This window comes from Micromonospora sp. NPDC005206 (assembly GCF_040608175.1).
Classification (GTDB): domain Bacteria; phylum Actinomycetota; class Actinomycetes; order Mycobacteriales; family Micromonosporaceae; genus Micromonospora.
Genome location: NZ_JBEXHU010000008.1, coordinates 1 through 21,990, shown reverse-complemented (window position 1 = coordinate 21,990; position 21,990 = coordinate 1). Strand labels below are relative to the sequence as shown.

Genomic DNA, 21,990 nt, shown 5'->3' with positions numbered 1-21,990 from the left:
ATCGGCTGGCGGGAATCGGACGTGGCCATGCGGGCCCCGAACACCGGCATCAACCGATGGTCCGCCCAGCGTTCAGCGGCGGCGCCGATGCGGCTGGCCGGACCGGCCGGACCGGCCGGACCGTCCGGCCCCTTCGGCCGGGTCGGGCCGGGCCACCCGCTCGACTGGGGCGGGCCTGGCGCTCAGCAGGGCCGGCCGGAACACGCCGTCCGGGTCGTACCGCCGCCACAGCCGGCGTACCCGGGCACCGGTCGCACCCGGGTAGATCCGGGCGAACGCCGCCGGGTCCGGCCGGCTCTCGAAGTTGAGGTAGGCGCCGTCGGCCCGGCCGGCGGCACCCCGCCAGGCGGCGTCCAACGCCGCGCCACCCTGCGGAGGGAACACCGAGGCGATTACCAGGGTGCTCTGGTGCCGATGCGGGTAGGCGGTCGCTTCCGGGGCGACGTCGTTGACCGCTCCGCCCACCGAGCGGAGCTGGATCACCGCCCGCCCGGTGACCGCCCGCATCACCGCCCGCGCACCGGCCTCGCCCAGCTCGGTGAACAGACCGTTGGTGGTCGTGCCCCGCTGTTGCCCGACGTTCGGGTGCAGGTGCGCGGTCGGCACCAGGGTCGGGTAGGGCAGCAGGTCGGTCCGGTGTTCGAGCACCTTCCCGATGGCCAGCAGCGGCTCCACCAGGGGCCGGGCCCGGCGCAGGCTCTCGGCGGCCACCACGGCGGTGACGGACATGAGGGCCGACCGCCCCTCCGCGAACAGCACGGCGGCCGCGGACAGCTCCCGGGGGGCCTGCGCCAGATAGCCCGCCCACTCCCGGACGGTGCGGCCGTCCGGGTGGGCCTCGATGACGAGCTGCGCCACCCCGACGTTGCGTTGCTCGGTGGCCTCGATCTCGAACGCCACCACGATCCCCGCCCCCGCACCGGCGCCCCGCACCAGCCAGAACAGCTCCGGCTCGTGCTCCGCGTCCGCGCGCACCAGCGTCCCGTCCGCGAGCACCACCTCCACGGCACGGACGCGGTCGATGGTGAGGCCGTAGGAGCGGACCAGCCAGCCGACGCCACCGCCGGTGGCCAGGCCGCCGACGCCGACGTTGCCGTGGTCACCCGAGCTGATCACCAGACCGTACGGGGCCAGCGCCGCCGCGACGTTCGCCCACCGGGCGCCGGCCTCGACCCGGACCAACCCGGACCGTTCGTCGAGAACCCGCACCCGGTTGAGCATGGACAGGTCGATGACCAGGCCACCGTTGTTGGAGGAGGCGCCGGAGAGGCCGTGTCCGCCGCTGCGGACGGCGATCGGCAACCGCTGCTCCCGCGCGTACCGGATCGCGGCGACCACCTGCGTGGCGTTCTTCGGCAGCAGGACGCCCGCCGGCGAAGCCGTCGTGGTGTACGTCGAGCGCAGCTGCGCGTACCTGCGGTCGCCTGGTGTGACGATCTGCCCGGTGAGCGAGTCGGGCACCCGGGCCAGGGCGCGGCGCAGACCGGAGGCGGGCCGGTGTCCTGAATCGGTCATGGCCCAAGAGTGGGCGGTCGCACCTGCCCCGACAAACTCGCGTTGGCCATTGAGCCTGTTCGCCGGGATGCGGGAGCGCGCCGGTTCGGGAAACAACCGCGCGAGGGTGACCGGGATCTCGGTCTGACCGCTCGCACGGCGGCTCACGGAGCTGGTGGGCGATGGCGGCCGGCCGGTCAGATCGGGCGGCAATGCCCGACCTGACCGGATCTGATCAGCTCGGCCGGCCCGGTACCCCGGGCGGACCGGGCGGACTCGGCTCGACGGTCGGACGCGCCGGCGTCGGCGTCGGCAACCCGGGTACCCCGGGCGGGCCGGGCGGACTCGGCTCGACGGTCGGACGCGCCGGCGTCGGCTCGCCGGGTACGCCGGGCGGGCTGGGTACGGCGTCCGGCGCGGACGGGGTGGGCGCGGGCAGGCTGGGCACGACCGAAGGGCTCGGGCTGGGCGCGGCCGGCCGGGGTTGGTCCGACCCGGTCCCGGCGAGGGCGAACGGGGCGGCGATCAGGACGGCCACGAGGGTGCCCACCGCCCCCATGGTCACGGTGGCACGGCGCCGGTTGCGCACCCGCCGTTCCGCTCGGCTCAACTGGTCATGCACGATCGGTGCCTCCTCGGCCAGGTCGGTGAGGGTGGAGCGGATGAGGCGCTCGAAGGGATCGGTCATCGCCGTACCTCCAGCATTGCGACCTCCGGCAGCAGCTCCCGCAGTCGGCTGACGGCCCGGTGGGTGCGGCTGCGCACCGTGCCCACCGAGCAGCCGAGCAGCTCGGCCACCCGCGCTTCGGGCAGGTCCTCGTAGTAGCGCAGGACCACCACCGCCCGCTGCGCCGGTGGCAGGTGGCGCAGTGCGGCACGCATCGCCAGCCGCACGTCCGACCCGCCGCTCGGGTCGGCGCCCACCGGTTCGTCCGCCGGGTTGAGCGGCGTCTCCCGCCACCGCCGCAGTCGCCGCCACCAGCTGATCTGCTCGCGGTACATCACCACGCGCAGGTACCCCTCGGGGTCGGCGTGCCGGATGGTTCCCCACTTCGGGATGGTCCGTGCCAGCGCCGACTGGAACAGATCCTCGGCGGCGTTGCGATCCCCGGTCAGCAGGTACGCGACCCGCAGCAACGCCGGTGTCCGGCTGGCGACGAACTCGGCCAACCGGGCGCGCTCGTCCTCGTCCACCCACCACCCCGTTTCGTTGTCACCCATACAGACGCCCCAGGTCATCCTCGCTATCCACGTTCGGTGCGGCTTTTCCGCCCGGAAGTGTCGGTCGTGGCGGGTAACGTCCGGCCACCAACTCAAGAAGGGGTGCGGTGATGGCGAGCGTGGCGGGTCGGGCGGCGGCATCGACACGGGACGCGTTCCCGCCGCTGCCCCGCGCGGTGGTGCAGTCCTTCTACCGCCGGATGCGGGCCGTGGCGCCGGCCGCCGTCGGCGCGATCGAGCGGGACCGGGCGGCCGACGTCGAGCGGGCCTTCGCCGACACCGCCTGCGGCAGGCTGGCCCGCTCACTCGACGATGCGGGCCTGCGTGCGCTCGGAATGTGGACGCACCACTGGTGCATGCGCTTCTACGACGACGACACCCGGGTTGGCCGGCGGCTGGTCCAGGAGATCGCGGTCCGGCCGGGGCTGGGCTGGACGGCCGACGAGGTGCGCTGGATGCTGCGCGAGTCGGTCTCGGCCGGCCCGGCCGCCGCCGAACGGTTCACCCTGCCTCGGGCCGCCGCCGCGCAACTGCCCCCGGAGGAACGGCCGTTCGGGGAGCTGCCCCCGGGTCACTGGCCGGAGAGCGAGCCGGCCGAGGGCCAGCGCACCGCCAAACCGGTTGAGGGGCATCCCGCCGGGTCGGAGCCGAACCGGCAGGCCGAGTCCGACCCGTCGGCTGAGCCCGCGCCGGGCCGTGTGGCCGGCAGCGAGCCGATCGGGAGGACCGCCGGGGCGATGGCCCTGGTGCCGCGTCAGCGACGCGCTGGCTGAGCTGGCATCGGTTCGCGCCGCCGTGGCCGGGGTGATTGGCCCGCGGTCGGCTGCGGCAGGATGAAGGCCGTCCCGCACCGACGGAAGGACCCGCATGCCCGCCAGCGAACCGACCATCCTCGCCACCAGCATGGGTTTCTTCCGGGGCGACCGGGGCCCCACCGACCTGCGCCCCGGTCCGGTGTTCGAGCTGGCGGCCGAGCTGGCCGAGGCCGGCCCGCAGCCGCGCATCTGCTACCTGGGGCAGGCCGTCGGGGACCAGCCCACCTCGCTGACGGCCATCTACGGCGCCTTCGCCGACACCCGTTTCCGGCTGTCGCACCTCGCCCTGTTCCCGATGCCGAACGTCGAGGACGTCCGCGCCCACCTGCTCGCCCAGGACGTGATCTGGGTCGGCGGCGGCAGCGTGGCCAACCTTGTCGCGCTGTGGCGCGTGCACGGGCTCGACGAGATCCTGCACGAGTGCTGGCAGGCCGGCGTGGTGCTGGGCGGCGTCTCCGCCGGCTCGATCTGCTGGAATGTAGGTGGCGCCACCGACAGCTTCGGCCCCCGGCTGCGCGGCTTCACCGACGGCCTGGGCTGGCTGCCGTACGGCAACGGGGTGCACTACGACAGCGAGGGTCAGCGGCGACCGCTGATGCACGAGCTGGTCGGCGACGAGACGTTGCCGACCAGCCACTGCACCGACGACGGGGTCGGGCTCGTCTACCGGGGCACCCGACTGGCCGAGGCGGTCGCCGACCGCGAGGGCGTTTCGGCGTACGAGGTCAGCCGCGGCGCGGACGGCAGCGTCCGGGAGGCGGTCATCGCCCCACGCCTGCTCGGCTGACGGCCGCCCTTCACCCCCGCCGGCACGGGCCGGCTGGAGTCGAAAACCGAGCCGCGTGGGCCGGCCCGTCCAGCACCGGCGTAAGCTGGCCCGTCGTGAGTCTCACCATCGGCATCGTCGGCCTGCCCAACGTCGGCAAGAGCACGCTTTTCAACGCGTTGACCAAGAACGACGTGCTGGCGGCGAACTACCCGTTCGCCACCATCGAGCCCAACGTCGGCGTGGTCGGGCTGCCCGACGAGCGGCTGGGCAAGCTGGCCGAGATCTTCTCCTCGCAGAAGGTGCTGCCGGCGCCGGTGTCGTTCGTCGACATCGCCGGCCTCGTCCGCGGCGCGTCGAAGGGGCAGGGCCGGGGCAACGCCTTCCTGGCCAACATCCGGGACGCCTCGGCGATCTGCCAGGTGGTGCGGGCCTTCTCCGACCCGAACGTGGTGCACGTCGACGGCAAGATCTCCCCGGCCGACGACATCGAGACGATCAACACCGAGCTGATCCTCGCCGACCTGCAGACCCTGGACAAGGCGCTGCCCCGGTTGGAGAAGGAGGCCAAGCTCCGCAAGGACCGCCTGGCAGCGGTCGCCGCCGCGAAGGCAGCCATCGAGGTGCTCGACGGCGGCACCACCCTGTACTCCGGGGCCGCCGCCGCCAAGATCGAGCTGGAGCACCTGCGCGAGCTGCACCTGCTCACCACCAAGCCCTTCCTGTACGTCTTCAACGTCGACGAGGCCGAACTGGCCAACGCCGCGTTCCTCGACGAACTGCGCGCGCTGGTCGCTCCCGCCGAGGCCGTCTTCATGGACGCCAAGATCGAATCCGAGCTGGTGGACCTGCCCGAGGACGAGGCCCGCGAGCTGCTGGAGTCGATCGGGCAGAACGAGCCCGGCCTCAACCAGCTCGTCCGGGTCGGCTTCCGCACCCTCGGGCTCCAGACGTACCTGACCGCCGGCCCGAAGGAGGCGCGGGCCTGGACCGTTCCGGTCGGCGCCACCGCGCCGGAGGCCGCGGGCGTCATCCACTCCGACTTCCAGCGCGGCTTCATCAAGGCCGAGGTGGTCTCCTACGGCGATCTGGTCGCGGCCGGTTCGATGGCGGCGGCCAAGGCGGCGGGCAAGGTCCGCATCGAGGGCAAGGAGTACGTCATGCAGGACGGCGACGTGGTGGAGTTCCGCTTCAACGTCTGAATCCGGCCTGTTGTCGCAGGTCAGGAAGGTGAGCCTTCGCTCTGGGGCACATCGGGGGCACAACCCCATGCCTCATCGACCGCCCGGCGGGTGCGCTCCTCAGAGTCCGGCATCAGGTGCCCGTAGGTCGACAGGACCAGGGTCGCGTTCTCGTGCCCCAGCCGTTCGGCCACCGTGATGACCGACTCGCCCTGCATCAGCAAGACCGAGGCGTAGTGGTGGCGCAGGTCGTGGGTCGTGATGCTCTCCGGCAGGCCCGCCTTCCGTACGGCCGCGCCGAAGATGAGCGTGCCGTAGTAGTCGTGCCGGTAGGGGCCGGCGAAGCGGGTGGTGAAGACGGTGCCGTCATCAGCCGGCGGGAACTCCGCCATATGCGCCCGGAGAGCGTCGGCGACGACCTGCGGCAGCGGCACGGTCCGACGCGAGCGCGGAGTTTTGGGCACCGTCCGCACCTTTGACTGCGGCGCAAACTGCCACTCGATCCGGATCACTCGCGCGGCGAAGGCGACATCCTCCACGCGCAGCGCGAGCAGCTCGCCGAGGCGCAAGCCCAAGCCGGCCTGGGTGATGACCATCGCCCGATTGCGGGCAGGGATCGCCTCAGAGAGCGCGCGCACCTGGTCGACGGTGAGCGGCACGACGCGTTCCCGGTGGGTTGATGGCAGGCTGATCCGGACCACGGGCGAGCGGCCGACGAGTTTATCCAGCACCGCCGCCGCGTAGACCGAGCGGAGCAGCCCAACGAGGTTGCGCAGGGTCGACGGCGACAGCACTTTGCCACGCTCGGCCGCCCACGCCTGCACCTCAGAGGGCACGACGGCCCCCAGTCGGCGGGAGCCGAGCGGAGTCGCGGCAATGTGCGTTTCGATCAGGCTGGAGACGCGCCGGGCAGTGGTGGGACGGTGAACACGGCCGGCGGCCCAGCGGCGGGCATACTCTACGACCGTCGTCTTGTCGGACGGGTCGACGTACTGGCCGCGCACAATGTCGGCCTCGACCTGGGCGAGAAAGCGGTCAGCGTCGGTCTTGCGCGTGAACGAACGCTTCCGCTGGCGGCGGGCGTCGTCGCGCCACCGGGCCAGGTAGCTCACCTTGCCGTCACGTACCCGCTTCTCGACACTGCCCACGTCAGGCCGCCTGCCCCGACAGCCAGGACCGGACATCGGCCGGGTCGTAGCGCAGGTGCCGGCCGACCTTGAAGGCACGGGGACCGGTACGGCGGTAGCGCCACTGGTAAAGCGTGCCGACCGGAACCCGGAGGAACGCAGACACGTCCTCGATCGACCACAGATCATCGGTGCTCATTGCTGCTCGGCTTGCCAATGTCAGTCCTCCTTGTCGGTGCTATCTAGGCGGCCGGCGACAGGCCGGCGGGGGTGGTGCCGAGTTCGTGGGCGAGTTCTTCGCGGCCGGCGGCTTGTCGGGCGCGTGCCATGGCGGCGGCGGTGTTGGCGAGGAGTGCGTCTCCGGTGGTGTGCCAGCCGACGCCGGCGAAGGTGAGGGTGCCGACGATGAGGGTGGTGTCGTCGGGGTGGTCGACGGCCCGGACGGTGCCGGGTTGCTCGTCGGCCTGGTCTTGGTCGTCGTTGCGTCGGTAGGTGACGCGGGTGTCGCGCAGGAGTTGGAAGGTGACGGAGTAGCGGCGGGCTTTGGTGAGGAAGTGGCCGCCGAAGCCGAGCATGTGTGCCCACCGACGCAGCCGGGCGTACGGGTTGCCTATGGCTGGTTTCGTGGGTTCGGCGTCAAGGCTGGCTTGACGTTCGGCGATGCAGACGGGGCAGGCGGCGTAGCGGGTATGGGTGCCGCAGTCGGTGCATTCCCAGCGCTGGACGAAGCCGGGCCGGGGCCGGTGGTCCCGGGGCCGCTCGGACAGCGGGACGGGTGTGGTGGTGGGTCGGCCGAGTCGCCAGCAGGCGTCGATGAGGCGGGCGGTGTGGTCGCCGTCAGGGTCGGCGTAGTCGCCGATCGAGTCGGCGGTAAGCCTGACGGAGCGGTGCCCGGTTACCTCGGTGCTTTTCGTGGCGTACTTGGCAAGGTAGCCGGCGACCATGCCGTCAGTGACCTCACCGGTTCCGATCAGGCTGATGGGCCGGATGTCGAGCTGCGTGCCCCAGACCACCGGCCAGCCGGCGGGCCGGTCGGGATGGGCCGGGCTGATGTAGCCGACCTGCTCTACGGCGTGACGGATCGCGTCGTCGAGGTCGGCGGCGGTGAACCCGGCCGGTGGTGGGACGACGGCGGTGGGGTCGGTGGGGTCGACGCCGTCCAGGCGCACCAGGGCGTGGAAGTGGACTGCTCCGCGTGCTTGGAACTCGGCGGCTTTGCCGTGCGACAGCCGGACCGGGGCGACCGTGCGGACCTTGCCGGAGGGCGTGACCGTTCGGGCCGGGGGGATGCCGCGTCGGCGGGCGAGCTGGGTGAGGTGCCGCTCCGCGGCTTGCTTGGTGCGCCGCCACAGTTCGCCTGCGAACACGTTCCAGACGACCTGGTGGTCGTGGTCGTAGCAGTCCAAACACAGCGGCTGACCGAGGGCGGCGTCTGCCGGTTCGTGCCTGGCCCAACAGACGGCCGGGCGGCCGTGGGCGCATAGGCCGGCGGTGGGGTCGGTGCTGCGGCGGGCGTGGCAGGGGTCGGGTCGGCAGTCGCAGCGTTTGCGGTTGGCGCAGGTGTGCCGCTTGACCGCACGGACGTGCACGGGACCGAAGGACGGGGCGGTGAAGGTGGCGAACACCGCCGGGTGCCGGGACACCGTCTCCGGGACGCCTTTGCCACCGACGAGGCCGGCGCGCAGCAGTTGGTAGGCGTCGCGTTGGTAGACGGTGGCGCACGTCGGGCAGACGGTGGCGCGGCGGTTGCCACACGCCTTGTAGATCGCGGCGTCGGGCATGTGGTCGGTGTGCCGGGCGTTGAGGAGTCGGCCGGTGGCGGGTTCGATGGTGAGGAGTTGGCCGGCGAGGCGGATGGGGCGGGTGCAGCCGGCGGCGGCGCGGACGTGTTCGAGCCAGCCGAAGTAGTCGGGCTGCTGGGCGCGGGTGAACGCGGAGCCGGCGGCGGTGTAGCCGACGAACGGGGTGGTGTCGGCGTTCGAGCCCACACCCCGGGCCGAGGTGGCTCGGGGTGTGAGGTCCAGCGTCGAAACCATCAGGCAGCCTCGCCAGCGAGGCGCCGGGTGGTGATGGTGTGTTGGGTGACGATGATGCGGCAGGCGCCGCACTGGCGATCCGTTGGTTCGTGCCGGTGACACGCGATCGTGGCGGTCGTCTCGCCGCAGCGGATGGTGACCGGAGTCCGGCACGGGCCGCCGGGGATGACGTGGAGGACGGTGCGTCGGGTGTCGTAGGGGTGCGCCTCGACGTAGGCGGGACAGGTGTGGGTGACCTGCTCGATGTCGACGACGTGAATGGTCATCGGGCACCGCCGACCGGGGTGCCGTTCACGGCCGGGTGGCCGGTGATGGTGTGCAGCAGTTCCCGGGCGATGTCCGGGGTGACCGAGAGCAGGTCGGCGAGTTCGTCGGCGGTGATGGGTCGGCCGGTGCTCTGTTCGTGGCGTCCGATGACGAAGCGGGCGGTGGGCATCAGGTGCGCCGGGACCTCAGGCCGGGCCACCGGGATCGGCGTGAAGGTGGGTGCCGTGATGACGGCCGGCGTCGGTGCCGGCGGGATGTCGACGACCGGCACAGGAGCCGGGGTGATGTCGACGGCCGGTGTGTCGGTCGGCTCGGTAGCCGGTGCCGGGGTGAGGTCGTTGACGGCGGCGAGGAGGGCGGCGGCTTCGGCTTGGATGGCGGCGAAGTCGGGGCGGATGCGTCCGGCGACGAGTTCGACGCCGATGACCAGGACGACGACCAGGGCGAAGACCAGGCGTAGGCCGAGGCTGCCCGGGGAGGCGAAGTTGATGGTGGCCGACAGCAGTGCGGCGGCGGCGAAGACGACCATGGCTCCGCGTTTGGCGTCTTTGGCGATGCCGGAGGTGCGGACGACGGTCAGCATGGACACCATGGCGGCGTCGAAGATCAGCGGCACGAGGTAGGCGAAGTAGCCGGCGTTCTGGGTCCACAGGTAGTGGGCCTGGTGCAGGTAGCTGGTCAGCAGCGCACCGAGCAGAACGAAGCGGTTGTACCGCTTGATAGATGCGATCGCCGCGAGCATGGTCGGCACCGCGTTGCGGGCGTATTCGGCGGCGAACTGTTCGGTGACGGCGTTCGGGTCAGTGCTCGACATGGGGAGTCACCTCCGGGGCCGGGATGGTGTCGAGGGGGATGAGGTCGACCACGCCGGAGCAGTGGGCGCACATGATCGGGGCCAGCCCTTGGGCGGCCATCTGCTCGCGGAAGCAGGGCAGGCAGGCGAAGTCGGCCGGGAACAGGCCGTCTCCCTCGCAGAGGGCGCAGGGGCCGAGGCAGACGGGGCAGGGCTTGTAGACCGGGCCGAGGATGTCGTGAATGCCGGCGGGCGAGCTGCCCTCGATGCACCACAGGCAGGGGTCAGACAGGTGGAAGCTCACGACGGGTTCCCTTCGTGGCAGTCGAGGCATTCGCCGTAGCGGCGGGGGATGTAGTAGGGCTTGACCTGGGCGCAGACGCGGCAGGTCCGGCGGGCGCGAAGCGCTTTGGCGATCGCCTCCCGCTGAGCGGGCGTGGCGGTGCGCTTGGGTGCGGCCATGTCGAGGCGGTAGAGGTAGGCGACCCGGCGCTGTGTGCGGTGCCGCCAATAGATCTGCGCGATGGGGTCCTGGCCGTTGGGGCGAAGGCCGGCGGCGCGGAGCTGCCGCACGGTGGCCAGGCCAACCGGGGCACTGTGGTAGGGGAAGGTGGGGAACCCGTAGCGGGTGCCGAGCGGGTCGTAGAACTCGACCCGGATACCGGTGCGATCGGCCAGGGCGTCGAGGTCGACGCTGCGAAGGTCGGTCACGGCCGCTCACCGCCCCAGCGCTGCTGGGCGGCCTGCTTGGAAATGCCGAGACGTTGGCCGATCTCGGCCCAGGAGTAGCCGAAGGCCCGCAGCCCGACGACGGCGTCGCCGATGGCCTCGTCGAGGTTGGCCGACAGGGCGACCAGGTCACGCAGGGCTTCAACGTCGCCGGTGGCGACGCGGCGGCCGTGGGCGCGGATGATGCGGCGGGCGAAGCCGGCGAAGGCGTCGTTTTCGACGACCTCGCGGCGCTTGGGTCGTGGGGTGTGCGTCAAGGACGCCTTGACGGTGAACATCAGCGCTCGCCTCCCTGGTTGTGGAGGCGGTCCCACTGGTCGGCGGCGAAGTTGAGGGCGTTGATGACCCCGGTGAGGGTCCGACGCCGGTCGTCGTTCCAGCCGAACAGGTCGGTGGACGAGTTGAGGTCGAGGAAGTCGATGAGCGCCCACACGGCGGCGCGGTAGTCGCGGCATTCCGGCCGGTCGGTGAAGAACGGCAGCTCGGTGGCCGTGCCGTACGCGGCCATGGCGATGGCCCCGGAGACGCAGGCGCGGGGGGTGAGGGCGTCGAAGACGATCGTGTAGTAGTCGCCCTGGGTCCAGCCGTGCCGGAGCAGGTAGAGGGCAGACATCCGCAGCAGGTCAGCGGGGGTGACCTGTGCTGCGGTGGGTGGGTTGTGGGTAGCCTTCATGGCAGCCACGTCCTTTCGGGGCTGTTGGTGGGAGGTCGGCAGGACCAGCTCTGCTGCCAGGCGAAATCTGGTCCTGTCGGCCGTTCTTGTTGGTGGTCAGCAGCCGGGGCAGTGGCGTTTGCCGCTGCCGGTGGAGCCGCGCAGGGCGGCGAGGATGAGCGCGGCGACGGCCAGGAGGCCGGCGATGAGCGCGGCGTGGTGGATGAGGAACGCCACCAGGTAGACGACAGCAGCGATGGCACCGGCCAGCACGGTGCCGGCGGCGGTGGTGATGGCGATGACTCGCCGGGTACGACGGACGCGACGTGGCCGGGCGCGGTCGGTGATGTGGGTGCGCAGGGAGGTGACCCGCACCGGACGAGGCGCGGCGGTGGTGGTGGTGGTGGTGGTGGTGGTGTCGACCAGGCGCAGGGCGACCCGGATACGCGGGTCGGTGGGCGACACGGGCCGGGGTGCGGTCATCGAGACCAGGGTTCCGGCGGTGTGGTGGTTGCGGATGACGTTGGCGACCTGCTCAGGCAGGCCGATCAGGGTGTGGTCGCGGTAGCCGAGGGTGCTCATGCGGCGATCTCCCAATCCATACGAGAGCCAGCCGGGACCGCAGTGCCGGTGGGGCGGCGGGTCCAGGCGGCGTAGTCGGCGATGTTGTAGATGTCGGTGTCGGTGAGGTAGGCGGCCTTGATGCGGCGGGGCACGCCGCCTTCGGCCAGGAGGTAGGCCGCGCCCTGGTTCGTGGGCGAGATGTCGGAGGCGGTGTAGCCCTGCTCGGCCCAGCCCTGACCGAGAATGATGTTCGAGCTGTTCAGGCTGGTGCAGCGGAACGCGGCCCGGTAGCCGAACAGGTCCCGCAGGCTGGCGGGAATGATGTCCCACGACGGCCGCTGAGTCGCGGCGACAACGGGCATGCCGCAGGCACGGCCCAATGAGACGAGCCCGCGTAGCAGGGTGGAGAACTCTTCCTGCTGGGCTTTGGTGCCCAGGACGGTGGAGTACATGGCGAGTTCGTCGATGATGGTGACGATGACGGACATGCCGTCGCCGTCGGCGAGCTTGCGGCGCCGGTTGGCCAAGAGCCAGGCGTAGCGGTTGGTGGCCACGACCAGGAGGCGACGCAACACGTCAATGCCCTGGTCGATGTCAGGGCCGATGAAGGCATCGGCGAGGTCACGCCAGGGGCCGAGTTCGACGAGTTTGGCGTCGAAGAGCACCAGGCGGGTGCTGTCGCACAGGGCGGCGTGGCCGCAGATGTTGTTGATCAGGCCGGACTTACCGCCGCCGGGTTCCCCTGCGGTGAGCAGGTTGCGGTAGATGACGTCCAGGTAGACGGGTTGGCCGAACTCGTCGATCCCAATGAAGATCGGGTCGAACATCGACAGGCCAGGACCCACCGGCACCGCCTCAGCAGTGGTGGGAATCGTGGTGGTCATGAGGTGCCCTCCTGGGCGTTGTGGGCGCGAGGAGCCACACGAACGAGCCGCCATGACTCCTCGCGTCCCGGGATGGGTGTGGGTCAGATCCAGTCGGAGGTGTCGTCGTCGTCCGACGCGGACGACGCGGAGGAAGCCGCGGGCTTGCTGCCGTTGGCCGTGGTGGCCGGCTTCTTCGCCGGCTTGCCCTGGCTGGGAAGGGTGACCGTCGGCATGTCGATGTCCGGTAGGTCCAGGGCGGTGGGGACCGTCAGCGGCGATGCCGAGACGGGGGCGGTCGGGTCGATCACGTCCACCAGCGGGGAACCGACGTGGGCGGTCAGCACCTCACGGCGTTTGATGTCGAACCGCAGGTAGGCGGCGTTGTTCTCCGAAGCGCGCTCGATGAGCACGGTGGAGGCGTGGCAGGTGACCGCGATCTTGTCGAGGCGGCCTTCCAGGTCCTTCGCCGATAGGCCTGGGCGCAGGTAGACCCAGACCCGCTCACCGACCGGGGTGGGGCGTGCCCACAGGATCAGTGGGAGGCTGCCGGACTGGTTGGCGATGATGAACTGCGCGAAGCACACCCGCAGCCGGTGCCGAACGATCAGGCACCATCCCCAGGCTTTGACCTGGCGGCGAATCGGGCGGACGGCGGCGGGGACGCCGACGACCAGGGCGACCACGAGCAGGGTCACCAGGGTTGGAGTGTGGTTGGCCAGCTGCACCCAGCAGGTCAGCAGGAGGACACCGAGGATGGTTTCCGGGGTCCACCACCACAGCAGCCGGATAACCGGCCAGATCCTGACGAGCACCCAGACGAGCCCGCCGGTCGGAACGCCGATCAGCGCGCCGACGAACAGGGACACGATGGGGTGCCAGTAAGAAGCGGCCACCACGGCCGACAGAAGGCCGACGATGACCGCCGTGAGGATGAACGCCATCTTGGCGTTCCGCGCGGAGGAACGGTGGACCTTGGCCTCGATGACCGTCACCGTTCCGGTTGACCTGCCGCCGAAGCGGCGGGGGCTAGACTTGGACACGACGAGTCCTCCCAAGCACATTGGGTCGGATGAGTTGGAAGGCACGGGGTCGGGTGATGTAGGAGTCAGACCGACCCCGCGCCAGCTCTTACGGGGATGCCACCACCACAGGTGATGACCAGGTTCGGGAATGTAGGAGTCAGAAGCACTCCCGGACCCATGGTGTGGATGGGTTCAGCGGACCATCAGGCCGCTTCGCGAGCCACGGACACCAGCGGCTCACACAGCACAGCGGTGCGAGAGACCTACTTGCCGGCCGGAGAACCAGTCTTCGGCTTCAGCGAGACCGCCCGGAACGCGACGCCGTTGCGCCCGTTGGTCGCCCACGGAATGGCCTCCAACTGCTCGACGGCCAGGAAGTCGCCCACCTTCACGCTCGGCTTCTCACCCGCCGTGGTGATGGTGATGACCTCCCCGCCGTTCTCGTCGAGCACGAAGACCTGGGTAGACCACATGAGCCGGCCCGTGTTCTTCTCGGACTTCTGATTGCCGTTCTGGTCGTTCTTCGGCTCCGGGTCCTTCGACGCCGTCACCTGCTTGCTCGTGGTGTCCACGTACAGCTTCACAACAGACCTCCTGTGTCTGAGCGCGCCCCTCGTGGGCGACTGCCCTGTTGTTGGGTTGTACCAACAACATCCTGTCTACCAGGATGATGCAGCAGGGTCAAGGGGTTGTTAGCGTGTAGGTACAACCCACCTAAGGAAGCGTGATGACTCTCAACCCGGCCGACTCTCGGCCGCTCTACCACCAGCTCGCCTCGCTGCTCAGGGAGCAGATTCAGACGGGCGAGCTGGCACCGGGTGACCGGTTCCCCACAGAAGGCGATCTCTCCGAGAAGTACGCCACCAGCCGAAACACCGTTCGGCTCGCCCTCGACGTGCTCCGCAACGAGGGTCTGATCACCTCCCAGCGAGGACGCGGCAGCTTCGTTCGCGCCGACCCGCCGATGCGCTACTACGCCTCACTTACCGGCTCCCGGAAGAAGCGGCTTGAAGCGGATCGCCGACGCGACACGTTCAGTCAACAGATCGAGGCACAGGGCAAGACACCGCACCAGATGAGTAGCGTGGAGACCCTGCCAGCGACGGCGGAGGTAGCCGCACACCTCGGCTTAGAGCCCGGAACGCTGGTCGCGGTCCGACGGCGGATCATGTACGCCGACGACCAGCCGCTACAGCTGGGCGATAGCTACTACCCGCTCGACATCGTGCAGGGCAGCAAAATCATGAGCCCTGAGGATGTCGTGGAGGGCACCGACCAGGTCTTGGAAGACCTGGGGCACACCCCCACTCGCTACGAAGACGAGATCACTTGGCGGATGCCCAGCGTCGAGGAAGCCACGAAGTTGCACCTCGGACCAGCAACTCCTGTGGGTCGACTCCTGCGAACCAGCATCGACCAGCACGACCGGCCGATCGAGCTGTACCAGGTGATCCTGCCGGGCGACAGACACGTGCTGCTGTATGAGGTGGACGCCCAGTGAACCTAAGACCAGTTGTCCTGACAGGGAACGTTGTACGTCTGGAGCCATTGGGCTACGAGCACACAGATGACCTCGTTGCCGCTGCCGCTTTCGACGAAATCTGGACCTACCTCGACGAGCCAACCCCTTCCTCGACTCAAGCAGTGGAGGCGCTGATTCGCGATGCGCTCAACGAGCAAGAGCGCGGGAGCCGGATTCCCTTCGCGATCATCGACCTTGGCACCAACAGGGCCGTCGGTAGCAGTAGCTACATCGATATCCGGCCACAGGACCGGTCGGTAGAGATCGGCTGGACTTGGATTACCCCAAGCCACTGGGGCACCGGAGCGAATACCGAAGCCAAGTTCATGCTGATGCGGCACGCGTTCGAGGAGCATTCCGCGGGGCGAGTGGCCATCAAGACAGATCTCCGCAACGAGCGGTCGGAGCGGGCAATTGCCAAGCTCGGGGCAGTCCGGGAAGGCGTGTGGCGGAACCACCGGTTGCTGAGCACCGGCAGGTATCGGGACAGCGTCTTCTACAGCGTGATCGACTCGGAATGGCCTCAGCTGCGGGAACGCCTCAGCGCCGGTCGCTGAGGTCTCCGGCCCAGATCGGAGCGCGGAGCCGGCCGACTGCCGGCGATGTCGGGCTTCACTTGATCCGTTACACATCAGCTTCCCTTGACGGGTGACAGCCGGCCGGATCTTCCTGTTCTGCTGTCACAGTGCGTTACCGGCGTGCCGTCCTATCGCCGGGGTAGCGGTCCTCGATGCCGGTCAAGACGCGCGGTCAGCGGCATGAGCGGATACTCGGCGTACCTAGAGCGGTGCCGTGAAAACAGATCTTCAGATCTGACCCGTGGCACTCGCCGTCGTCCGGCGTGGCGACGCGATCCTTGTTCCTCCACTCAGCCGAGATGGCGGATGGGCCATCTAAGCCGCAGGCCATAGGTATCTCATCGATGAGGGCGGCCCCGTCAAGCGGCAACCGTTGAGCCGTTTCGACGCACAGGGAAAGCCGTCCCGTCTGACATGATCTCCTTCCGGCGGGCCGTGCGGCTCAGGTTGGTATGGCTTTTGTGGCGCGGGTGGCCCCCGCCTCTCGGCCGATGGCGACCACGGCGGCGATGGTGATCGGGACGAGTGTCAGGTGGCAGAGGGCCAGTGTCGCCTTGCTCGCGGTGTCGAAGTCGGTGGGCAGGGTCATTAGGGCGATCGTGCCGACCGCCAGCACCGGGCCGACGACCAAGGCGGCCCGGATGACCCAGGCAGCAAGCGGTGCCAGCAGAGCGACGACGGCAAGGCCGATCAGCAGTGGTATTGCGCTGAAACCAGCGACGGTGACCGCGTCGACCTCGGCCGGTCCGCTGGAGGAGGTGAATTGAAACGTGCCGCCGGCTGCTCGCCCGACGCTGTAGAAGACGAGATTGACCACCACGGCGGTGACGCCGCCGAGAGCGACGACCGCCACCCGAGAGAGCCTAGACATCAGCAGGCTCCGTTCCGCGCTGACGGGCCAGGAACGCCTCGATGCGGGCGAATGCACCGGCCCACACCTCGCTGACGAAGAAGTCACGGACCTCGGGAACCGGGAAGCCGCTCTGGACGACGGTCATCAGGGTACCGCCGGCCTTCTCTTCGAAAGTGACCTCGATACGGGTCGTCATGGTCATGCCATCCGGGCTGGCGCCGCTGGACTCGGTGACGAGCCGGTGCGGGCGGTCGATCTCGACGAACGTCTGCGTCTCCCGGAACAGCATGTCGGGGCTGGGCCCCCACACCGCAGTCTGCTGTCCGCCGACCCGCAGATCGACCTCGATCTCGACGATGCCGGGCTGCTCGTCGAGGATGGTGAACCAGATCTTCTGCTTCTCGGCGTCCGTGTACGCGTCGAAGACCTCCTCCGGTGTCGCGGGCAGTTGCCGCGTCATCCGCATGTCAAGCGTCATGAATCCTGTCCCTTCGGGCCGGGTTGGAGGGTGAAGTAGGCGTCGAGACCGTCGAGGCGGCGGGCCCAGAGCCGTTGGTAGAAGCCGATCCAGGCCATCGCCTCATCCAGCGGCGCAACGCCGAGGCGGCACTGACGTGACCGGCCGACCTTCTCCGTAACGACGAGTCCGGCATCTTCGAGCACCTGGACGTGCTTTTTCATACCGGTCAGGCTCATCCCGGTGGGCTCGGCGAGCTCGCCGATGGTGGCCGGGCCGTCGCCGAGCTGGATCAGAATGCCTCGGCGGGTCGGATCGGCCAGCGAGGCGAACACCCGGTCCAGGACATGTTGGTGAACCATGTAGTTCACCTTACGACACTGAACCTTCAAGCTCAATGTCGTCTTGGTGCTGCGCGCGGCGACGCGCTCAATTCGGCAGAAGCGGATGCCGGGGGCACCAGCGTGGTGGACGGCCGGTGTCACGGGCCGTGTCCGGCATGCTCAAGGCCGGTGTAACCCGTCAACTGGAGTCACCGTGTAACGGATCAAGCGGAGTACGACAGCCGACTGCCGGCGATGTTGTGCAAACTTTCTGTACGTCTTCAAGGCGGCCCGAGACGGGCCGCACGCGCCGCCGCCTGGGCGCGCGTCCGACGCTCCGCTGTCGCTCCACGCCGGCCACGCAACACGCCCGACGGCTGGCGCGGAGAGCGGGAAGCCCGGTGGGCCGCCGAGGACGACAGGGGTGTTGACCGGTTGGGGGTTGGGCCGGCAGCCGGCCGGCCGCGCGGCCACGAGCCCGCGCGGCGTGAGGGAGCGGACGCGGGCCGCGTCGGCGAGCTGGCGGTGGTCGCGGGGTTGCGGTTACTGCGCCTCCGGCGGGGGCGCTCCGGCTCCAGGATGGCCGGGGCTACGCCGGCGGGTCGCGGTCCGTGGGTGGTGGCGCGAGCCATCCCGCCAGCCATCGACCCGGGCAAGCCGAGCAGACCACCGCCCGACGCGCCAGCGTCCGAACGGGCGTCAACGTCCGCTTGACATGGCGCACCGGGCGGAGGCCCGCTCCCCTACGAGGCGGGTCGAGGGCAGACGGGATGGCCAGCCACGTTAAGAGACCTTGCGTGCAATGGAGTCGTAGCGGTCTTGTAAATGATCCTCTTTGATCTTGCCATTTCGATTCTGTCGTACAAAAGTCTTCAGATCGCGAATCCCTAGTGGCAACACCATGCCGTTCTGATCCGATATGCGCCGGATATGTTGGTAGTAGCTGTTCTGCATCTCGCCTCGGTATGCAATAACAGCGAATCTGCCGACGGCGTTGGCCATGTAGTAGCTTACCTGGTGGAAGTCGCTCGACTTTAGTTGCTCGTAATTCTTGCATTCCCAAACGACCTGCAACGCGTCGTACCGTTGTCGCATTGCGGCCCAGAATCCTGTCTGAGCACGATTTGATGCGATCCAATCCCGGATAACCTCACCATTGACGCTGCGAACCCGATGTTCCGGGTTTTCGAGACCACGAAAGAAACAGAGTTTTAGGACGTCGCCTACCGCCTGCTCAAAGTCATCGGCACCGGCGGGACCATGAGGAATCGAGTCCAGCCGAGCACTCAGCAGGTCCAGTTCGTCGATGTAAGTTGTCTGGTCCAAGCCCCCAGGGAGGTCAAGAATAATGCCGATGCGTCCAAATTCTTGATCCTCAGGCAGAGATCGTACGAGGACATCCTGAAGATCTAGCGCATCCCAGTAGCATTTGTGAATGACTATCTCGGCATCATCGGAGATAGCTGGCGAGCTCGTCTCTTGAGGGCCAAGTGCCCGGAATCTCGCAGGTTGTCCAGGACGGCGGAGCCCTATGAAGCCGATGTTGTACAGCAAGCGAACAAAGCTCTCCAAAGCCTGATTCTCGAAAATCCATGAAGCACAGGCCCTCTTCGCCTCGGAGTCTTGAAGGAGCTTGCGTATAAAAGCTTCCATCCCCCCAGGTGTGAAAGAGCGCCCCAGGCCGTAGAAACGTCTCAGCACCACCGCAATCTGTGGATAGTTCTCCGCGTACTCATCTCCGAGATCCTTAAACCGGTTATCTGAGAATCGACGTCTTGCAGAATCGACATCCTCCACCAAGATTTGTTCGTGGCCTCGTTCCTGCGCAAGGTCGATGGCGTGCGACACATAGATAAGTACGTCGCGCGGCCGGTTGTAGCAGTAGTCGAACACTCTCTCCTTGGCCGCTTCCGGCTGCTCGAAGAAGACGTCCCACGTAGGTCCTCCCAGGGCTTGCTTGGCGGTGAGAGCCCGATTCAGCCGTCGCTCTACCAGTTCTAGGAGTTGCCGCCTGTTCCAGTCCAGGGCTACAACGGCCGTTTCAATCCTCGATGATTCCGAGTCTCTAGCCCTTACGCGCTCAAAGATGTTTTCACGTAGGAATAGCAGAGCGCGCGCCCACGGCAATTGAGACGACATCTCCAAACAGGCGTGCATAAAGGCCGTGAGGTAGACGAGAGCCTGATCGGAACCGTCCCAGAAATCGTCAATACTGTCGATCAGCAGCGCGTAGCTTCCTCCGCTCTGAAGGTGCTTCATCTCTTCAAGAAGAGCTTTTGTCGCTTTATTCTCGGCGATGAAGACCTGATCGTCAGCGAACGCAACCCCCCGGCCGACTGAGGCGATTAGCTGGAGCGTACGTGTGTCGAAATCTTGCCTGCAGAAAGTGTTCAGCTCGTTGGAGATTATCGGCGGCAGGTCCGCGTAGGTCGAGTGAGCCTCACGCCATAACAATAGAACTTCATCCAGCATTGATCGTTTGAACACAGAGACCAGAGAGCGAAATGGGCCCTTCCGAGAATTCTCGAACACCTCCATGTCGAATGCCGACGATGATGGTGAGAAGATTTCGGGAACGATGACGCGCGAGTGCCCAACCTGTACATCGCAGTATGTTCGAGTTGCTGTCTTACCGGTTCCTCTGCGGCCAACGAAGAAGTACTTCCCGCTCTCTGCGTCGAGCGCCACGTTGAAAGCGGGAGTGCGAACCCAGACGTTTTGGTCCTCAAGCGCCTTGTCATACTCGGCGAAAGACTGTCCGATCTTGGCACGCAAGATGGTGCCTTTCGGTAGATGGGGCGAGGGCGGAACAGCCGGCGTCGTCTGCCTCGACCCTTTAGCCCGTTTAGCCATCGTTGCCCCTTCGACGTGATCCTTGAGACCACGATCGTCGCAACAACCGGTCTGACACGCTAGTGACCGTTTGGCGATACTTGGGGTCTGTGCCTACAACCATCGCTGCTTGGCATGCTCGGAGTGTCAGGCGAACCACGGTCGACAGCAACCGGAGCAGATGAGGGCGACCAGGACGAGCCGCCGGCGGATGATTACCGAACGTCGGCGAGTTGGACGAACGGCCGGTGGTGGGTGACGAAGTGGGTGACAACCAGGGTGCGCAATCACGGACGACCACAGACGCCGGTGGACTGTCGGCGCAGGTTAAGACCGCTATTTCGGCAGGTCGGAACACCATGATCGTTCCTTCGGGACGAAGAGGTCAAGTCCGCCGGCCAACAGGCGGCCAGCAGGGCCTGACGCCCCCCAGAAGCATTGGGATGGCTGGGGGGATTGACGACGAGTGTCGCGAGGTCGTACTGCGTGGGGCCGCCGTGGGACAATCCCACGCGTGATCCAAGAAGCCTGGCGACCTCTCGGCATCGACACAGAGGAACAGATCGCTGAGTACGATGCCCTCCATGATGGTGTCCCAAAATGGATGACTTCATCCTTTTGGGTATGGGTGCGAGATGCCCTGACTGTGCGTCGGCGTTATCGCGACGGAAGTGGACCCGTGCCGATGCTGGACACGGACTTGGCGGAACGCATGTGCCAGACTCTCAAGATCCCTATTCCCGACCTCCGCGCCTCGGGGGTCAGCGGACAAGTCGGTGAGAGGCAGCTACTGACCGCGATCACAACGCTGCAGAAGCATGCTGCCCCTCTTCAGATCGCCGACTACCTCCTTGCTCACGACAGCCAAGCGAGTGCGGAGGACCTTGGTGCCGTACTGGTACGCAGTAAATCGGCATACGAGATTGGCGTCCGAGCCGGTCGTCCGGGCCTGACACGTCGCGTCCCCCTGGGCGTGCAGGTTGCTGCCGACTCTGTGATGGCAAGAGCTGGGCGAGCTGGAACGCGGCTAGCCAAGGCATGGGAGGAGCTCTACGGTCTCACCCCCAATGCTAGCGAGGCGTATCGGTTGGCAATCTTGTCCGTTGAGGACGCTGCCGTACCCGTGGTGTCGCCCAGTAACTCAAGAGCGACGCTCGGAACAGTGCTTAGGCAGCTTGAGGACCAAGGGGACTGGAGGCTGCCGATGGAGCGCGAGCACGACTCCGCTCTTTCGTCACAGGTCGTCATTGGCATGCTGCGGATGTTGTGGCATGGCCAGCATGACCGTCACGGCGGCCAGCCTTCAGCGCCGGGCAACGTATCGATAGACGAGGCTCAGGTAGCCGTGTCTGTGGCAGTCACGCTGGTCCAGTGGTTCGATACCGAGTTGATCGGACGAGCACCTCGGACGTCCTGATCCGACTGAGTGACTAACTGGGTGACGATCGGGCCGGACGCCGACGGACGAGCGTGGACCCCGGAGGACCGATCCGACGGCTCAGCTCGGGTGCAACAGCAGGTCGCAACTCCGTGCTGGTTGCCTGGGGGTCAAGGGGTCATCGGCCCGAATCCGGCCGTCCCGACAGCGGCCGAGTTAGCCAGGACTGGGGGTGCATCGGGTGTAGGGAACGTTGCCTAGATCGGGGAAACCGCCCAGGTCAGAGATGGCGGTGTCACCTGCCTGTGTGTAGGTGAGGGTGAAGAGAACCGGCATTGGCGCTGGGCAGGGCATGAGCACGTCGAACGTGATCGTCAACCAGGTGATGGCGCCGGGTGGGAGTGGGTGCGGGGTCCTGGCGTCCATGTACGACAACTGGCCGCAGCTTCCCCATGCGCTCGTCGTTGCTCTCAGCCCGTTCAACGGAAGGACCGGTTCGATCCGGTCAAGCGTC

The 21,990-nt window shown here is 67.8% G+C and carries 25 protein-coding genes and 1 pseudogene; 6 read left to right on the top strand and 20 right to left on the bottom strand.

All coding sequences use genetic code 11. The features are described 5' to 3' along the window. Positions 1-72: 72 nt before the first annotated feature. The 3 genes from ABZU69_RS13525 to ABZU69_RS13515 form a co-directional block, all read right to left on the bottom strand. Entirely contained in the window at positions 73-1,515 is a 1,443-nt protein-coding gene (locus ABZU69_RS13525; protein ID WP_354964660.1) for an FAD-dependent oxidoreductase, read from the bottom strand. 214 nt (positions 1,516-1,729) lie between these two features. After that, complete coding sequence (locus ABZU69_RS13520) at positions 1,730-2,182, bottom strand: hypothetical protein (RefSeq protein ID WP_354964659.1); 453 nt, start codon at positions 2,180-2,182, stop codon at positions 1,730-1,732. Next, positions 2,179-2,688: a SigE family RNA polymerase sigma factor gene (locus tag ABZU69_RS13515; RefSeq protein ID WP_354964876.1), complete on the bottom strand. Its 510-nt coding sequence runs from the start codon at positions 2,686-2,688 to the stop codon at positions 2,179-2,181. Before ABZU69_RS13515 ends, ABZU69_RS13520 begins: the two co-directional genes overlap by 4 nt. 137 nt (positions 2,689-2,825) lie before the next feature. Between ABZU69_RS13515 and ABZU69_RS13510 the strand changes: the two are divergent. The 3 genes and pseudogenes from ABZU69_RS13510 to ychF all read left to right on the top strand — a co-directional run. Beyond that, positions 2,826-3,254: pseudogene (locus tag ABZU69_RS13510) on the top strand (hypothetical protein); the annotation flags it as partial. A gap of 328 nt (positions 3,255-3,582) precedes the next feature. Continuing rightward, positions 3,583-4,317 (top strand): peptidase E, encoded by a 735-nt coding sequence (locus ABZU69_RS13505; protein ID WP_354964658.1) that lies wholly within the window; start codon positions 3,583-3,585, stop codon positions 4,315-4,317. A gap of 95 nt (positions 4,318-4,412) precedes the next feature. Further along, entirely contained in the window at positions 4,413-5,498 is a 1,086-nt protein-coding gene (gene ychF, locus ABZU69_RS13500; protein WP_354964657.1) for a redox-regulated ATPase YchF, read from the top strand. Between the two features lie 20 nt (positions 5,499-5,518). Here ychF and ABZU69_RS13495 read toward each other — a convergent pair whose 3' ends face one another. From ABZU69_RS13495 to ABZU69_RS13435, 13 genes are all read right to left on the bottom strand, one after another. Further along, complete coding sequence (locus tag ABZU69_RS13495) at positions 5,519-6,625, bottom strand: site-specific integrase (RefSeq protein WP_354964656.1); 1,107 nt, start codon at positions 6,623-6,625, stop codon at positions 5,519-5,521. Between the two features lies 1 nt (position 6,626). Beyond that, positions 6,627-6,803, bottom strand: coding sequence for a helix-turn-helix domain-containing protein (locus ABZU69_RS13490; protein ID WP_354964655.1), 177 nt, complete (start codon positions 6,801-6,803; stop codon positions 6,627-6,629). Positions 6,804-6,846: 43 nt separating this feature from the next. After that, entirely contained in the window at positions 6,847-8,640 is a 1,794-nt protein-coding gene (locus tag ABZU69_RS13485) for a replication initiator (RefSeq protein ID WP_354964654.1), read from the bottom strand. Continuing rightward, the gene (locus ABZU69_RS13480) at positions 8,640-8,906 is read right to left on the bottom strand and encodes a hypothetical protein (protein WP_354964653.1); all 267 of its coding nucleotides are present in this window, start codon (positions 8,904-8,906) and stop codon (positions 8,640-8,642) included. The genes ABZU69_RS13485 and ABZU69_RS13480 overlap by 1 nt, the downstream gene beginning before the upstream one ends. Then, entirely contained in the window at positions 8,903-9,721 is an 819-nt protein-coding gene (locus tag ABZU69_RS13475; protein ID WP_354964652.1) for a DUF2637 domain-containing protein, read from the bottom strand. Before ABZU69_RS13475 ends, ABZU69_RS13480 begins: the two co-directional genes overlap by 4 nt. Continuing rightward, positions 9,708-10,004 (bottom strand): hypothetical protein, encoded by a 297-nt coding sequence (locus tag ABZU69_RS13470; protein WP_354964651.1) that lies wholly within the window; start codon positions 10,002-10,004, stop codon positions 9,708-9,710. Before ABZU69_RS13470 ends, ABZU69_RS13475 begins: the two co-directional genes overlap by 14 nt. Next, positions 10,001-10,411 (bottom strand): RRQRL motif-containing zinc-binding protein, encoded by a 411-nt coding sequence (locus tag ABZU69_RS13465; RefSeq protein WP_354964650.1) that lies wholly within the window; start codon positions 10,409-10,411, stop codon positions 10,001-10,003. Before ABZU69_RS13465 ends, ABZU69_RS13470 begins: the two co-directional genes overlap by 4 nt. After that, positions 10,408-10,707 carry a hypothetical protein gene (locus ABZU69_RS13460; protein ID WP_354964649.1) on the bottom strand — a complete coding sequence of 100 codons (300 nt, stop codon included), beginning with the start codon at positions 10,705-10,707 and terminating at the stop codon, positions 10,408-10,410. The genes ABZU69_RS13465 and ABZU69_RS13460 overlap by 4 nt, the downstream gene beginning before the upstream one ends. Beyond that, entirely contained in the window at positions 10,707-11,102 is a 396-nt protein-coding gene (locus tag ABZU69_RS13455) for a hypothetical protein (protein WP_354964648.1), read from the bottom strand. Before ABZU69_RS13455 ends, ABZU69_RS13460 begins: the two co-directional genes overlap by 1 nt. A gap of 96 nt (positions 11,103-11,198) precedes the next feature. Then, entirely contained in the window at positions 11,199-11,663 is a 465-nt protein-coding gene (locus ABZU69_RS13450; protein ID WP_354964647.1) for a hypothetical protein, read from the bottom strand. Continuing rightward, positions 11,660-12,529, bottom strand: coding sequence for an FtsK/SpoIIIE domain-containing protein (locus tag ABZU69_RS13445; protein ID WP_354964646.1), 870 nt, complete (start codon positions 12,527-12,529; stop codon positions 11,660-11,662). The genes ABZU69_RS13450 and ABZU69_RS13445 overlap by 4 nt, the downstream gene beginning before the upstream one ends. 83 nt (positions 12,530-12,612) lie before the next feature. After that, positions 12,613-13,503, bottom strand: coding sequence for a hypothetical protein (locus ABZU69_RS13440; RefSeq protein ID WP_354964875.1), 891 nt, complete (start codon positions 13,501-13,503; stop codon positions 12,613-12,615). 293 nt (positions 13,504-13,796) lie between these two features. Then, the gene (locus ABZU69_RS13435) at positions 13,797-14,117 is read right to left on the bottom strand and encodes a hypothetical protein (RefSeq protein WP_203123010.1); all 321 of its coding nucleotides are present in this window, start codon (positions 14,115-14,117) and stop codon (positions 13,797-13,799) included. Positions 14,118-14,260: 143 nt separating this feature from the next. Here ABZU69_RS13435 and ABZU69_RS13430 point away from each other — a divergent pair, with 143 nt between their 5' ends. Beyond that, entirely contained in the window at positions 14,261-15,034 is a 774-nt protein-coding gene (locus tag ABZU69_RS13430) for a GntR family transcriptional regulator (protein WP_354964645.1), read from the top strand. Continuing rightward, the gene (locus tag ABZU69_RS13425) at positions 15,031-15,612 is read left to right on the top strand and encodes a GNAT family protein (protein ID WP_354964644.1); all 582 of its coding nucleotides are present in this window, start codon (positions 15,031-15,033) and stop codon (positions 15,610-15,612) included. The genes ABZU69_RS13430 and ABZU69_RS13425 overlap by 4 nt, the downstream gene beginning before the upstream one ends. 463 nt (positions 15,613-16,075) lie before the next feature. On the opposite strand, the gene ABZU69_RS13420 is transcribed toward ABZU69_RS13425, so the two are convergent. The 4 genes from ABZU69_RS13420 to ABZU69_RS13405 form a co-directional block, all read right to left on the bottom strand. Then, positions 16,076-16,486, bottom strand: a complete 411-nt coding sequence (locus ABZU69_RS13420) for a DUF6069 family protein (RefSeq protein WP_354964643.1) — start codon at positions 16,484-16,486, stop codon at positions 16,076-16,078. A 10-nt stretch (positions 16,487-16,496) separates the two neighbouring features. Beyond that, entirely contained in the window at positions 16,497-16,964 is a 468-nt protein-coding gene (locus tag ABZU69_RS13415) for an SRPBCC domain-containing protein (RefSeq protein WP_354964642.1), read from the bottom strand. Next, positions 16,961-17,305 (bottom strand): metalloregulator ArsR/SmtB family transcription factor, encoded by a 345-nt coding sequence (locus ABZU69_RS13410; RefSeq protein WP_354964874.1) that lies wholly within the window; start codon positions 17,303-17,305, stop codon positions 16,961-16,963. The genes ABZU69_RS13415 and ABZU69_RS13410 overlap by 4 nt, the downstream gene beginning before the upstream one ends. A 744-nt stretch (positions 17,306-18,049) precedes the next feature. Further along, on the bottom strand, positions 18,050-20,119 hold the full coding sequence (locus ABZU69_RS13405; protein WP_354964641.1) for a hypothetical protein: 2,070 nt from the start codon (positions 20,117-20,119) through the stop codon (positions 18,050-18,052). A 1,183-nt stretch (positions 20,120-21,302) separates the two neighbouring features. On the opposite strand from ABZU69_RS13405, the gene ABZU69_RS13400 reads away from it, so the two are divergent. Beyond that, on the top strand, positions 21,303-21,515 hold the full coding sequence (locus ABZU69_RS13400; protein ID WP_354964640.1) for a hypothetical protein: 213 nt from the start codon (positions 21,303-21,305) through the stop codon (positions 21,513-21,515). Positions 21,516-21,990 lie beyond the last annotated feature (475 nt).

What these genes read in the sequence shown, in the direction of transcription:
- ABZU69_RS13505 (WP_354964658.1), top strand. Translation starts at nt 3,583, where the DNA reads ATGCCCGCCAGCGAACCGACCATCCTCGCCACCAGCATGGGTTTCTTC.
- ABZU69_RS13430 (WP_354964645.1), top strand. Translation starts at nt 14,261, where the DNA reads ATGACTCTCAACCCGGCCGACTCTCGGCCGCTCTACCACCAGCTCGCC.
- ABZU69_RS13485 (WP_354964654.1), bottom strand. Translation starts at nt 8,640, where the DNA reads ATGGTTTCGACGCTGGACCTCACACCCCGAGCCACCTCGGCCCGGGGT.
- ABZU69_RS13520 (WP_354964659.1), bottom strand. Translation starts at nt 2,182, where the DNA reads ATGACCGATCCCTTCGAGCGCCTCATCCGCTCCACCCTCACCGACCTG.
- ABZU69_RS13400 (WP_354964640.1), top strand. Translation starts at nt 21,303, where the DNA reads ATGGAGCGCGAGCACGACTCCGCTCTTTCGTCACAGGTCGTCATTGGC.
- ABZU69_RS13475 (WP_354964652.1), bottom strand. Translation starts at nt 9,721, where the DNA reads ATGTCGAGCACTGACCCGAACGCCGTCACCGAACAGTTCGCCGCCGAA.
- ABZU69_RS13480 (WP_354964653.1), bottom strand. Translation starts at nt 8,906, where the DNA reads ATGACCATTCACGTCGTCGACATCGAGCAGGTCACCCACACCTGTCCC.
- ABZU69_RS13490 (WP_354964655.1), bottom strand. Translation starts at nt 6,803, where the DNA reads ATGAGCACCGATGATCTGTGGTCGATCGAGGACGTGTCTGCGTTCCTC.
- ABZU69_RS13525 (WP_354964660.1), bottom strand. Translation starts at nt 1,515, where the DNA reads ATGACCGATTCAGGACACCGGCCCGCCTCCGGTCTGCGCCGCGCCCTG.
- ABZU69_RS13455 (WP_354964648.1), bottom strand. Translation starts at nt 11,102, where the DNA reads ATGAAGGCTACCCACAACCCACCCACCGCAGCACAGGTCACCCCCGCT.
- ABZU69_RS13445 (WP_354964646.1), bottom strand. Translation starts at nt 12,529, where the DNA reads ATGACCACCACGATTCCCACCACTGCTGAGGCGGTGCCGGTGGGTCCT.
- ABZU69_RS13410 (WP_354964874.1), bottom strand. Translation starts at nt 17,305, where the DNA reads ATGGTTCACCAACATGTCCTGGACCGGGTGTTCGCCTCGCTGGCCGAT.
- ABZU69_RS13460 (WP_354964649.1), bottom strand. Translation starts at nt 10,707, where the DNA reads ATGTTCACCGTCAAGGCGTCCTTGACGCACACCCCACGACCCAAGCGC.
- ABZU69_RS13415 (WP_354964642.1), bottom strand. Translation starts at nt 16,964, where the DNA reads ATGACGCTTGACATGCGGATGACGCGGCAACTGCCCGCGACACCGGAG.
- ABZU69_RS13405 (WP_354964641.1), bottom strand. Translation starts at nt 20,119, where the DNA reads ATGGCTAAACGGGCTAAAGGGTCGAGGCAGACGACGCCGGCTGTTCCG.
- ABZU69_RS13450 (WP_354964647.1), bottom strand. Translation starts at nt 11,663, where the DNA reads ATGAGCACCCTCGGCTACCGCGACCACACCCTGATCGGCCTGCCTGAG.